At 48.4% G+C, this 13505-nt stretch carries 13 protein-coding genes; all 13 read right to left on the reverse strand.

Annotation, left to right across the window (positions count from 1 at the left end):
• Positions 1-5 precede the first annotated feature (5 nt).
• The gene (locus WKT10_RS07905) at positions 6-302 is read right to left on the reverse strand and encodes a PTS sugar transporter subunit IIB (RefSeq protein WP_340276542.1); all 297 of its coding nucleotides are present in this window, start codon (positions 300-302) and stop codon (positions 6-8) included.
• Between the two features lie 40 nt (positions 303-342).
• Positions 343-2262 (reverse strand): HTH domain-containing protein, encoded by a 1920-nt coding sequence (locus tag WKT10_RS07910; RefSeq protein ID WP_340276544.1) that lies wholly within the window; start codon positions 2260-2262, stop codon positions 343-345.
• 85 nt (positions 2263-2347) lie between these two features.
• Positions 2348-3607, reverse strand: coding sequence for a PTS sugar transporter subunit IIC (locus WKT10_RS07915; RefSeq protein ID WP_340276546.1), 1260 nt, complete (start codon positions 3605-3607; stop codon positions 2348-2350).
• A 108-nt stretch (positions 3608-3715) separates the two neighbouring features.
• Entirely contained in the window at positions 3716-4225 is a 510-nt protein-coding gene (locus WKT10_RS07920; RefSeq protein WP_337433375.1) for a tRNA (cytidine(34)-2'-O)-methyltransferase, read from the reverse strand.
• A gap of 5 nt (positions 4226-4230) precedes the next feature.
• On the reverse strand, positions 4231-5400 hold the full coding sequence (locus WKT10_RS07925) for an aminotransferase class I/II-fold pyridoxal phosphate-dependent enzyme (protein WP_066545768.1): 1170 nt from the start codon (positions 5398-5400) through the stop codon (positions 4231-4233).
• Positions 5397-5879, reverse strand: coding sequence for an Lrp/AsnC family transcriptional regulator (locus tag WKT10_RS07930; protein ID WP_066545765.1), 483 nt, complete (start codon positions 5877-5879; stop codon positions 5397-5399). The genes WKT10_RS07925 and WKT10_RS07930 overlap by 4 nt, the downstream gene beginning before the upstream one ends.
• A gap of 43 nt (positions 5880-5922) precedes the next feature.
• Entirely contained in the window at positions 5923-6516 is a 594-nt protein-coding gene (locus WKT10_RS07935; protein ID WP_066545762.1) for an AIR synthase-related protein, read from the reverse strand.
• Positions 6513-8216 carry a VanW family protein gene (locus WKT10_RS07940; RefSeq protein ID WP_340276549.1) on the reverse strand — a complete coding sequence of 568 codons (1704 nt, stop codon included), beginning with the start codon at positions 8214-8216 and terminating at the stop codon, positions 6513-6515. Before WKT10_RS07940 ends, WKT10_RS07935 begins: the two co-directional genes overlap by 4 nt.
• A gap of 188 nt (positions 8217-8404) precedes the next feature.
• Positions 8405-9184, reverse strand: a complete 780-nt coding sequence (locus WKT10_RS07945) for a 3'-5' exonuclease (protein ID WP_340276645.1) — start codon at positions 9182-9184, stop codon at positions 8405-8407.
• Positions 9184-9870: an endonuclease III gene (gene nth, locus WKT10_RS07950; RefSeq protein ID WP_340276552.1), complete on the reverse strand. Its 687-nt coding sequence runs from the start codon at positions 9868-9870 to the stop codon at positions 9184-9186. The genes WKT10_RS07945 and nth overlap by 1 nt, the downstream gene beginning before the upstream one ends.
• Positions 9871-10262: 392 nt before the next feature.
• A complete protein-coding gene (locus tag WKT10_RS07955) occupies positions 10263-11150 on the reverse strand; it encodes a sugar phosphate isomerase/epimerase family protein (RefSeq protein ID WP_337433371.1) in 888 nt (295 codons plus the stop codon).
• Positions 11147-12076, reverse strand: a complete 930-nt coding sequence (locus WKT10_RS07960; protein WP_340276555.1) for a nucleoside hydrolase — start codon at positions 12074-12076, stop codon at positions 11147-11149. Before WKT10_RS07960 ends, WKT10_RS07955 begins: the two co-directional genes overlap by 4 nt.
• Positions 12077-12112: 36 nt before the next feature.
• Positions 12113-13483: an extracellular solute-binding protein gene (locus WKT10_RS07965; RefSeq protein ID WP_340276557.1), complete on the reverse strand. Its 1371-nt coding sequence runs from the start codon at positions 13481-13483 to the stop codon at positions 12113-12115.
• Positions 13484-13505 lie beyond the last annotated feature (22 nt).

The raw sequence follows: 13505 nt of genomic DNA on the forward strand, positions 1-13505 counted from the left end.
TCCTGTTATTTTTCCAAAAGCGCCTTAGCCTGCTTCAGAGCACCTTCTCCGTCAGCCATTGCGTAAGTACGCATATCCACCGCCTCTGTAGGAACTTCTACTGCTTCTGCAATTTCGTCTACAGCATGCATCAGCTGAGGGCCTACCAGACATACATCCCATTCGCCGGCTTCATCCTCTGCCGCCGCACTGCTGACTGCCTTGATCATCAGTTCTTCTCCCTGAGAAGCGGCATAATCCTTCATTTTTTTTACCAAAATCGAACTTGACATTCCTAGATTGCATACAACTAAAACCCTCATTTTCTTTTTCCTCCTGCTAAATTTTTATTTTATATTTCATTTAATCCTGAACAGATGATCTTATTCTTTCCAGTACATCAGAGGCCGTTTTTTCTTTCTGAAGCGTTTCTGCCAGAAACTGTTCTTTCCAAAACCTTCTGAAAAAACCATACAAAGCTTCCTGCTTTCCATAGTTTCCCGGAGTAAAAGCCGCTGCCATCATAACCCGGATATCAGACCGTCTGTTTCTGGCTATCACGAGACTGATTCCATCCTTAAGATCCTTTTTTTCGCGGGGATATAAAAAGCAAAAGCCATTTGCCACAGGACTTTTACTCCATGCTTCTTTTTCCGAAAATTCTCTTAAATGCTCCTTCCACGCTCGGACACACCCCGTATTTTCCAGATTTCTACATCCGGCGCCAGCCATTTCCTCCCAGGAGGGATTGCCCTCCAAAAACACCACTCGATCATGGTTAAAAAAACTTTCCAGAACAAACTCTGTCTGTTTCTTCAGAGAAAGATCCTCTATAAATCTCCAAAGCCTGTTACCCTCCTCCACCGAAAATGGAATTGTAAGGGTAATCTGCGGAATCGATGACTGTATATTAAGCGGCGTTACAGCCATTAAAATATCCGGTTCATTTTTCTCTATGGAAGATTCCAAAAGATATCCCGGACAAACTCCACAGATGCGAACATTCTCTGAAAAATTATTTCTGATCCAACGTGATACACTATAATAAAAGCTGCTGTCAGATCCTGTTACCATCTGAATGCTTACCCTGAGATGTTCACTGGGGCATCCAGCTTCTATATAACCGGATAAACGCCTCAATTCTGCCGGTGTAACATCCACGCCATATTTTTCTCTGATCAAAACACCCATAAGGAGCATTGCTCCAAAAGCCTCTCTCAGCGTATCCTGCTCTGCCTTTGAAGTAAACTCAAACAATTGCGCTTCCAGATGAATCCTGAGAATCAAACCTTTCAGATCTCCCACAAATGATCGATACAGATCTGCAGTCTCTTCCCGTTCTGAAAGCTTAATCTGATTCTGCTTCCACAGTTTCTCCTGAAAGCAGGCTGCCAGTTCTTCTGCCTCCTGATCCTCCATCCCTCCCTCTGCCGGAAAGCCTATCGCTTTCAAATAATCGTAGAGAAAGGCAAAGTCACATGAATCCAGTTCCAAAAACAGACTTTTATCCATATACTGCAAAAAACCGGAAAGTTCATCTTCCGGAAGACTTCTGTCTTCCTTTTCCAAAAAATGTGCTTCCTCCCGTCTCATATTTACATAAAATATAAGCCAGGACGAAATATACAGTACAGGATCCGGAATTATCAGCTTTTTCTCTCGGCAGTATTGAACTGTATATCCATAAAATGTATATATCTCACCCAAATTGACAATCCCCTGCATCCAATGCATGAGAAGAGAATCCATCATCTGACCACTGCTCATAATACAGCTGGAGATCAGGCGAAAGATCAGTCTTAAAATATCATACTCCTCCGCCTGAACATACAGACAATGACTCTTCATCACAAACTGGTTAAAGCCGCAGGTTTCACTCAAGGTATTTTTAAGATGTATAAAATCCTTGTATAGCGTCTGCTCCGAAACGCAAAAGCGATCTGCAATCTGATCCAGCCTGATTCCGGGGCGCCCCAGAACTCTGCCCATAATTGCAAGACGCCGTTCCTGAGGCGTGTGTATCTCCCATTTTATATCAGGATCCGCCTGATTTTCCAAAACGCTCATCATGTGATTCCGATATGCCTCTGGTATATAATACCCTTCCTTCTGCGAAGCACAGATGCGTATTTCATACTCCTTCATCCAACGGTTTATATCTGAAATGTCATTGCGTATGGTTTTTCCGCTGACACGCAGAAGTTCTGACAACTGATGACCTGCTACACCGCCCGGATGGCCCAAAATATAACGTACGATTGTTTTCTGACGTATTGACAGCAAGTGAATCCCTCCCTTTGCTGTCAATTATATCATATCTTTTCAGGACACACTACTAAATCTGAGTCTGTCTGAAAAGCTGTTTCTGTCACTTTCCTGCCATTTCCTTCTTCAGCTCATCTGCCTCCATCATTTTAAAGAATGGATAATAAATAACCGTCATAACGACTACGTTCAGCACAGACATAACGGCCGCTTTCCAGTCCAGCGTAAGTAAAAAAGCCTGAAAACCAGGAGGAAGAAATCCGGGGGCCTCCCACAGAGGCAGTCCCACCAAACCTGTAGACATTGCCAGATAATTCACTGCCGCAATCAGTACAGGACCAAGTACAAACGGTATCATCAGAAATGGGTTCATGATGATTGGCGTTCCAAAAATAATCGGTTCGTTGATTCCAAACAGAGAAGGAATAATTCCTACCCGCCCAATGGTTTTTAAGGACTTCGCCTTAGAAAACATCATAAGAAGTACCAGTCCCAGAGTAATTCCAGAGCCACTTACCTGTAAAAATCCGTAATAAAAACCAAAGGTAAATACATGTGTCGGATCCTGTCCGGCAGCTACTGCTGCTGCATTGGCTGTAGCATTGGCGATTGCAAAAGGCGCCCACACGCTGGATGTGATCGCAGGACCGTGAAGTCCGAACATCCATAAAAGCTGTGTAAGGAACACCACCAGCATCACCATTGGAAGGCTGTCCATGGACGCAATGGCAGGAGCCAGCACTTTCATAATCACCTGCGGAAATACCATTCCTGCTATATTCTGGCACAAAGCTGCCACACCTGTAGCGACAAGAACCTCAATAATCAGTGGAACCAGAATAGAAAAGCTGTCTGCTACCATAGGAGGTACACTCTCGGGCATTTTGATCGTCAGGTGATTCTTATCACAGAATCGAGTAATCTCTACAGCAAAAATCGCAGAAATAATAGCAGTAAATAAGCCCTCTGCCGCCAAATATGTCACCATCCATGTTCCATCCTCTGTAACAGTTACAGATAACAGCAGATGAACCAGAATTGCAGAAGCACCAATCAGCGAATTCTTCAGCTTATAACGCTTTGCAAGAGAATTGGCAATGTAAAGCGCCGCATACAAAGACATTATGTTCGTTGTAAAATATGTGGGAAATGTAAGAATGTTGTTGTGGGCATTTACCCATTCCATCAGTCCTCCCCCTACCAGGTTGCCAATACCTGTAGGAACCAGGCAGAAGGAGCCGATGATAATGATTGGCACAATACCTACTATACCATCTTTCACGGCCTGAAGATGTTTTTGTTTCTCCAGAACACGTGCTATAGGCATCAGCCATTTTTCAAGCCACTTTTGAAGTCCACTCATAATGGAATCCCTCCTCAGATGTGTATTTTATCTAAGAGCGATTATAAAATAGGAGGGATTTTATCACAAATAATTAAATTCCTAACATAAAAGGTAAATTTATAAATATTAGATCTGGCTATTCCAGGAAAGATGATGCAGCTCTCCCGCCAGCTCCATCTTTTCAAATCCATTCTGGCGCAGGGCCTCATAAAGCACAATGGCGGCAGAATTGGAGAGGTTTAAGGAGCGGATATCGCCCCACATGGGGATGCGGATGCAATGCTCCTCATTTTCCACCAGGATTTCCTCAGGAATACCGGCGCTTTCTTTGCCGAACATCAGATAACAGTCCGGGCTGTAGCTTACGTCAGAATAAACCTTATGGGCCTTGGTTGTGGCAAAATACATATTGCCTGCAGCCTGTGGATTTTTTTCAAGAAAATCCTGGTAATCGCTGTATACGCTTACATCCAGCTTATCCCAGTAATCCAGTCCGGCCCGTTTTAAGGCCTTTTCATTGAGCTTAAAGCCCAAAGGCTCGATCAGATGGAGCCTTGTATTGGTTGCAACGCAGGTGCGGCCGATGTTGCCTGTATTAGAAGGCATTTCCGGTTCTAAAAGTACAATATTCATCATAGCTGTCACGCCTTTCCGTCATGGTTCTTTACAAAGCGCTCAATGCGGCCTAAGGCCTCTTTTAAGCTCTTAAGGGAGTACGCATAGGAAATACGCACAAACCCTTCTCCGCACGCTCCAAAGGCCGTTCCCGGCACCACAGCTACCTTTTCCTCTTTTAACAGCGCTGTGGCAAATTCCTCAGAGGTCATACCAAATCGGCTGATATTGGGGAAGGTGTAAAAGGCGCCCAACGGCTCAAAACAGTCGATCCCCATTTCCTTAAATGCATTTAAGAGGTACCGGCGGCGCTGGTTATAAGATTCACGCATCATTTCCACATCATTATCCCCGTCCCGAAGGGCAGCGACCGCCGCATACTGGCTGGTAGTGGGAGCACACATGATGGCATACTGATGGATCTTTAACATCTGCTTTAAAATAATCTCCGGAGCCGCCGCATATCCCAGACGCCAGCCTGTCATGGCATAGGATTTGGAAAAGCCGTTGATCAATACCGTTCTTTCCTTCATTCCGGGGAAGGAAGCGATGGTAACGTGATTATCTGTATATGTAAGCTCGGAATAGATTTCGTCTGAAATTACAAAAATATCCTTTTCCACCACAATCTTAGCAATCTCTTCCAGCTCATGACGCTCCATGATCGCTCCAGTGGGATTATTTGGAAATGGAAGAACCAGGATTTTCGTTTTATCGGTAATCTTTTCCAGAAGTTTCTCAGGGGTCAGTTTAAAATGATCCTTTTCCTCCAGTTCAATCACCACCGGCACACCGTCCGCCAGCACGGCACAGGGCACATAGGAAACATAGCTGGGCTGGGGAATCAGGACTTCATCCCCGGGATTCAACATGGCACGCATGGCTGCATCAATGGCTTCGCTGCCGCCTACCGTAACCATGATCTCTTTGTCTGAATCATAGCTTACATCAAAACGGCGGCTTAAATAACGGCTGATCTCGTCCTTTAAGGACTTAAGGCCTGCATTAGAGGTATAAAAAGTACGTCCTTTCTCCAGAGAATAGATGCCCTCCTCCCTGATATGCCAGGGTGTGTCAAAATCAGGCTCGCCTACGCCCAGAGAAATGGCTCCCTCCATCTCGTTTACAATATCAAAGAATTTCCGGATTCCAGACGGAGGGATACTTACGATCTTATCTGATAAGGGATTTCTCATGGGGTAATCAGCATCCTTTCATCCTGGACCGGCTCGCTGATAATAGTGCCGTGATCCTTATATTTTTTCAGTACAAAATGTGTAGCTGTGCTTAAAACAGCCTCCATGGGAGCCAGCTTGTCGGAAACGAACTGTGCTACCTGGCGCATGGTCTTTCCTTCGATAAATACGGTAAAATCAAAGGAACCGCTCATCAGGTACACAGCGTTTACCTCGCTGTACTGGTAAATGCGCTCTGCGATCTTGTCAAAGCCCATGCCCCGCTGAGGCGTTACCTTTACCTCTATCAGCGCAACTACCTTTTCCTCACTGGTATTATCCCAGTTGATCAGGGTATGATAACCGCAGATAATATGCTCTTTTTCCATATCTGCAATCTCATTTGCCACTGCAATCTCACTTTCGCCCAGTAAAACCGCCAGATCCTTTATATCGATCCTGCTGTTTTTTTCAATCACCGCAAGAATTTTTTCTCTCATAACCATCCTCCATTCTGCTAAAAAAATCCCCTGAGGGCATATATTACAGTCCCAGCTTTAAAAGCTCATCCGGCTGGGGACGCTCCAGATATCCGGCTGCTTCCTCACCGTGGCGGAGCTTTCTTGCAATGCCTTTTTCCGCCCATCCGATCACTGCCGCCGGAATCCCCGCCTTCTTTAATTCCCGCACCAGGCGGCTGCCGCTGTCTGCCGCAAGGAGCACACAGTTTTCACTGTAAAGCCGGTAGGGATTTAATTCAAACAGCTCACAGATTTCGATTGCCGCCTGATGGACAGGGAAAAGGCGCAGATCCACGTCCAGTCCTGTGCAGTAGATGCCTGAAAAATTCCAGAGTGCTGCCAGTACGCCGCCTTCCCCTGCAAACTCCCAGGCTGTAACCGGACTGTTTTTTTCCGCTGTCGCCTGATCCAGCCAGCTTTTTACCGAATATTCCTCTTCTTTCAGTTCTCTTAAAAATGAGGGAGCAAATCGCCTGGAAATTATTTCCTTTTTTGCTTCCAGGATGCGTCTGGCTCCTGCCAGACCGGCAGAACCTGCAAAAATCAGCTCCTGTCCCGGATTTATATGGCCGTCCCGCTTTTCAAAACCGCCCGGCCCCTGCCCTGCTGTTCTCATTGAGCCACCTCCCCTGATGGGGCGGGAACTCCCAGGACGCTTCCCGGAGCTGCTGCGCTGCCTCCGGCCTCTGGCGATGCTCCGGGGCCTCCACCGGAAACTGCTCCGCTGCTTCCTCCTGCACCCTCCAGTGCCCCCGGACCGCCTCCTGCCGGTGCTCCCGGACCGCCTGAGGCCGCCCCGCTGCCGCTTGTGCCGCCTGCTGGTGCTCCCGGGCCGCCTCCCGGGACAGTTCCGCTTTCTCCCGGCATTCCGGGGCCGCCTGCCACATTTTCTGCACCGGGTGATTCAGGAGAAGTATTTTCCCCTGCTCCGGCAGTCTGTCCTCCTGCGGGATCGGTCTGCACAGGCGCATTGACCGGCGCTTCCGGACCCACACGGTAGACTGCCTTTGAAGCATTATAGGTATCTTTATTTAACAGCGTGCGCTCCGTCTCCACACCGTCTACCGTAACCACCTTCCACAACCGGGATCGCAGTCCGGTATGGGAAGACTGCACCCGAACCTTCGCTCCGGGAGCCAGAGTATTGTCAACGATCAGCTGAGGTTCACCGGGACTGGTAGTACCTATGGTTTCTGAGATATACTCCACCTTTCGTCCCTCCGGCCGCGTTTCCTTTCCATAGAGGGTAAAGGTCAGCTTTTTCCCGGAAGTATAGGCTTCTACGTAGATGGGAGTACTGTAGTTATTTTTAATTTTAATATCCTTATAGGTTCCCGCAATGGCTGCATCCATGGAAGGCTCCACATAGGTAACGATCATGGAATGGTTCTGCCTCTGAACAATTTCCACCTCTGCTTCCAGAGACGCGCCGTACAACGTGGTCGCGATCTGGCAGACGCCTCCTCCGATACTGTCTACCACCTTGCCGTTTTCATATGCGGCTGCAGTCTTGTATCCATTGGAAGTTGTAAAGGGCTGCAGGCACTCATAGCCAGAAAGCACTTCTCCGGGCATCATTACCCTGCCGTTGATCTTGGCCGCTCCCACGGAAAGATTGGTGGAACGGGCTGCTCCGCTGCTGGAAAAGTCTGTGGTACAGGTGCCAAGCACATCCTGGATGGACGCCAGTTCCTCCGATGTGATCTCCGGCTCCTGCTCCGTGATCACCGCGTCCGCCCGGACTGTTCCCTCCTGCTGTCTAGCCAGCGCCTCATTCAGCGCCTGAACCGTAGCTTCCGTATCAACCGCGCGGCCGGAAACTGCCTCTGTAATCACAAAAGCGCCGTTTTCCCGGCGTATGGAGGCATTCTGAGGCTGCGTCAGGATATCCTGGCTGTGGGTATCCACAAAAGCTGTTACCTTCTCAGGATCTACTGCTGTTTCAACCACAAGCTCTACCGGAGCCCGAGCAAGATCTTTCTTTACCATATACTGGCGGATCAGGCTGCCTCCGGCGTACTCCTTAAGCGTTTCCTCAATCTGGTTCTCATTGCTCCAGTAAAGTCCCAGCTCCTTTGCCGTGGTCTCCTTCTCCTGTCCGTCCAGGGTCAGGATAACCGGACAGTTTCCCAATTCCTCCTCATAAGTCTCTATTACATCACGGGCCTCCCCACAGGTTTTTCCTGCCAGATCCTGCCCCTGTACACGAATCCCATCGGGAAGTACAGGAGCCGCCATGGCTGTACCAGGGAAGGCCCACACTGCCCCGGCTGCCGCCAGGACAGTCAGGGCTGTTTTCCACATTTTATTTTTCATTCTCACATATCCTTTTCATTCCGGAAGCCATTTTTCCGGCATTTTGGCCCGTATCACAGATCCTTTAATACATCAGTGCACTTAAAGCCATCGGTACGATCATAGCCAGTACCAGGATCACAACAATAATGGTTGAAATGATCTTCTTTGTCTTATGGTCTCTCATGTTCAGCATTTTTTCACCTCTTTTAATCCTGCGGTCCCTTCCTCTTACCGGAACCGCCAGCAAAACCGTTATATCGGGAAGACAGAGAATGCTCCGTAAGTCTTCCCCGCTGCAGGATAATCTGGTCGATCAGCCTGGACGCCTCGCTTCTGCTTAAAGTATCCGTCTGCAGAGTTATGTCTATTCTATGACATTTTATCAAATCCTGCAAGTATTCTTTTTGCCTTTTTGTAGCGGGCTGCTCCCGTTTTGCCTTGTGGATCAGCGGACATGGAACAAAAAGCTCCTCCCGTTCCTTCCCATAAAGGGCCTTAAGCTTTTCATAAAGCAGGTGGGCTGATTCTGCATCCGCTTCTGCCCGATGAGCAGCAGACTGGGGAATCTGAAACCAGGTACAGGAAGCGGATAAATTCTTTTTCTCATCCGGCGGCATCAGATGACGGCACAGCGTCAGGGTATCGACCGCCTCAAACTCACATTCCAACCGGCTGTTTACTGCTGCCTGCTTTAAAAATCGGTAATCAAAGAGGATATTGTGGCCCAAAAGCGGAAGACCTTCACAAAAGGCCAAAAGCTCTCCAATCACATTTTCCATGAGAGGCGCTGTCCGTACCATCTCATCTGTAATTCCCGTAAGCTGCGTAATTTTCTCTGAAATAGGCCTTCCAGGATTGATCAGCGTCACAAACCGCTCCCGCACCGTTCCGTCAATCACCTTTAAGGCCGCTGCCTCTGTAATTTTTTCCGTCTTTGATTCCAGACCGGTCGTCTCCAGATCAAGGGCAATATAAGAAGTCATCATCATGCCTTACCTCCATCAAAAACCACCGGTTCTTCGCAGGACGGGCAGTATTCCTTTAAAAAGCATTCTCCGCATTTTGGCTTTCTGGCCGTACAGACAGTTCTTCCCAGTGTAATAATATGGATATTCCACAGAATCCAGTGATCCTTTGGCAGCACCTTCATCAGATCATACTCCACCTTTTCCGGCTCCTCCTCCAAGGTCAGGCCAAGCTTTCGGGAAATCCGCTTTACATGGGTATCCACCACAATGCTTGGCACATGATAAACATTTCCCCTGATCACATTAGCCGTCTTTCTCCCCACGCCCGCAAGGGAGGTCAGATCCTCCAGCGACTCCGGTACCTCACCTGAAAACCGTTTCAGCAAATCTCTGGCGCAGAGAATGATATTCTTTGCCTTATTATGGTAAAACCCGATGGAATGGATATCCTGCTCCATCTCCTTTACATCCGCCGCGGCAAAGTCCTCCAGAGAAGGGTACTTCTGAAACAGGCCGGCTGTTACGATATTTACCCTGGCATCCGTACACTGGGCGCTTAAAATCACGGCGATCAGCAGCTGCCACGGTGTTTCATGGTTCAGATAACAGATCAGCTCCGTGCCGTATTCCCGGTCTAAGGCTTCCAGTATATGAGCAACCCGCTGGCTGCGGGCCGTTTTTGTCTCCCTTTTTATCTTTGGCATATAAAACGCTCCTCATTCCTTATATTTCAGTCCATTTCAGTATACGGCATATGATGCCGGTTTTTCAAGAGACATTTTCTTTGAGTTTCCGCATGTTGCAGTGCGCTCTGGCATCTGGTGTTCAGGACGACTTTGAAGGCCATTAGAAAACCTTGGAGAATTAAATTTTTCGTTAAAAGTCATATCAAACCTGTCTGAGCGCATCGAGTTTTTGATATGGCTTTTGTTTTTAGAAAAATTTCAGACTCTTAGGTTTTCTTATGGCCGGAAACCGGAGTCCTGAACACCAGACGCCCGGACACAGTGCAACATGCGGAAATTCAAAATATTTTCCATAACAAAAATACGCCCTGAACGAGATAAGCATCTCTCAGGACGTACTCCCAATTTCTTTAAACCGTCTGGGAAAGCAGATATTCTCCCACATGGTACATCAGCCTGAGCGCCTCCGGCAGAAGGCATTCTGGGAAATATCTTCCATAATTATTAACCTCAAAGCTGAAATATCCCTCATATCCAATTTCCCTCAGGGTCTGTACCGCCTCTTTCCAGTCAACCGTTCCCATAAGAGGCAGAACGTGCATCAAATCCGGGTCTGTGGCGCTGTGGGTATCCGATACATGGGTCGCGTACAGATAGCTGCCGATCAGTCTTAATGCATCTCTCTGATTCTGCTGCATGATGTCCCCATGTTCAAAATCCCAGCAGATTCCAAACCGGCTGTCGCCCACGCGCTTTGCCAGATTTACCAGTTCCTCCGGATAAGCGCCGAATTTCCGCTTGGGGGCAATAGTAATGTCGCACATATTTTCAACTGCAAACGCCATGTCAAACCGGGCCGTTTTCTCCAAAAGTTCCCGGAAATATTCTGCATTCTTCTCCTCTGATACTGCCATTGGACGTGGGGAATCGTACACAGTATCCGGATGGGTCACACAGAGTCTGGAACCCAGTATATAACAGCATTCAATGGAGCGCAGGGTCAGCTCTTCATGGTGCTTTCTCTCTTCCGGCGTAAGAGCCGGAGAAAGGAAATTATAAGTATAAGCATGGCTCTGTCCAAACCGCATCCCCAGGCGCTCTTTTTCCTCTGCCACCTGATCAATCCATTTTTTCCATTCGTCGGTAAGAAACGGAGAACCGGGAAGAGCCCAGTCGTAAAAGCTGATATCCAGTGTATCAAAGCCCGCCTCCTTTGCATAGCGCATCATGCGGTCCATATGGAAAAATGGCCCCTCTGGCCGGTCAAATACAATATTGCTGGAGGTTGATAATTTCATGAAAATACCCTTTCTAGGAACAAGTCAATATAGATGTCAAAATCAAAGCAGTACGCTGCCCGTACATCGGAGTTCCATTGATCCGCATATCCTTTTACCCCAAACAGCGTCTGACCGCACATCAGACCGTCCTGATCTGATACAGCAGCCTTTCCATGGATATACTCTGCAATTTCCGGCCGCACAGCCGCTGCTACTGCCATGGCATCAACTAAAAGGCTGTAGGGCTCAAGCCCTCTTTTCAGGTTAAAGGCCACAGCCCGTTCAAGAAACTGAAAGGCCCATCCGTTTTTATTCCCCTCTGCCATCAGGCGCTCTGCCATGGCATTTTCCAGTCTCATCGTTACATCCAGTCCCAGCGCTGTAACTGGGATCCCGGATTCAATCACATATTTTGCCGCCTCCGGGTCTGTGCGCACATTCCAGCTGGGCCTGGGATTCCAGCTGCTCTTGTCCGGCGCTACGCCGTAAGAGCCGTTTATGGTATAGATTCCTGCAATCTGCTCCCTGCTCTCAGGGTATTTCATCAAAAGTTCTGCCAGATTCGTCATGGGAGCAATGGATATTATATAAATCTCTCCCGGATGCTCCTCCAGTTTCCTGTGGATCAGCTCCACGGCAGGCAGTCTTGACAAACAGGAAGAGGCGGGGACAAGCCCCGTCTCCGAAAGTCCGTCACAGCCGCAGTATTTTCCGTCAAATTCCAGCCTGCGCTTTAATGGCTGGCTGGCTCCGGCAGCCACTGATACATCGGACCTGCCGCACAGCTCCAGTATGTTTAAAGCATTCCGGGCGCTCTGGACGACCTCGCAGACGCCGGAAACAGCGGTCACCGCTTCCAGCGAAAGCTCTGCAGATGCTGCCGCAAGCATCAGCGCCAGCGCATCATCCGCACTGGGATCGCAGTCAATGATTACTCGTTTCACTTACAGCTTCCTTTCCTGTCTTCTTACTCATTTCCCTTACTCAATAGGGTTGGCTCTGTAATAATCCTCAAGCGCCTTCGCACAGCCGTCCTTGATGGCGTTGAAGGTTTCCTCTTTCGTTGCTGTTCCATCACCGAAGGAAAGCATTGCATCCTTAATCACCGTATCAATGGTGCTGTTATTGGGGATAAAGGCCGGAATCACAGAGATTCCAGACTGCATCAGCACATCATAGGGAACCTGAAGCCTGGACTCTGCCTCTACTGCTGTCTGATAGGATTCCAGCTCCTGAGACTTTACATTGACAGGCGTATAACCGGTTCCCTCAAGCCACATTGCCTGAGCCTCAGGGGATGCCATATACTGTACAAATTCCCATGCAGCCACTTTCTTTGCCTCGTCATCACGATCCATCATAAACAGGCCGGAGCCACTGGGATATGCACCACCGATATCGTCTTCAGATACGGCAGGAATTGCCGCAACTCCCCAGTTAAAGCTGTCTCCCACCAGCTCGCTGATGGTCGGGATACGGGAGCTGGTCATAATAACCATTGCGTGCATACCCGCTGCAAATTCCTCATTGATGGAATCCTTAGATGGCTTGTAGGCGCCGCTGTTTACAACCTTTTCCCACTCCGTTAAAAACTTGTCCAGCGTACCGTTGGATACGCAGGAAAGCTCTGTCATATAGCCTTCGTGTCCATTTTTGTTATTTCCGAATTCACTGCCGGACGCCCCCTGAGTCTCAATCCAGTTTTCCAGCTCATACTGGTTTACACGCACATTTAAGCCATACTCTGCGCCCGTTTTTTCCACCAGCACCGGAAGGGCATCCGCCATCTCTGCGATCGTTGCGGGCACAGCCACACCGGCCTGATCCAGATAATCCTGATTGTAATATAAAAGCAGGGCTGACACAGTCCACGGCATTCCGATCATCCTGCCTCCGATGGAGTATTCCTCAACCGCTCCCGGCATTAGATCCTCTTTTTTCATTGTTCCCTCTGTTGTAAGCATATCTTCTGTCCATACAGTACGCTTGTAATCCCGAATAAGGTTTACGCTCTCGCTGTAAAGCTGGATCACATCCGGCATATTTTCGATATCGTCCGCAGGCATGGCAGCCATAAGGGCATCTGTGCCGGGCCAGTTCTGGAATACAGGCGTTACATGGATATTTTTTTCTTTTCCGATGGTTTCATTGAACTGATCCACCTGCTTCTGGGTAATCTCTCCGAACACGCTGTCCATGGAGTGCCAGAATGTGATCTCTGTCATGCCGGAACCAGCTTCCTGTTCCTGTGAAGCAGCCCCGCTGTTCCCGCCGGAAGCACCCTGACAGGCAGTAAGCCCCATTGTAATCATTGCTGCTGCCGCAATCGGCATAAATGCTTTCATTTTCATTGTTTTATTCCCTTTCTTTCAA

It is taken from the genome of Enterocloster sp. HCN-30185 (assembly GCF_037890305.1).
Taxonomy (GTDB): Bacteria; Bacillota; Clostridia; order Lachnospirales; family Lachnospiraceae; genus Enterocloster.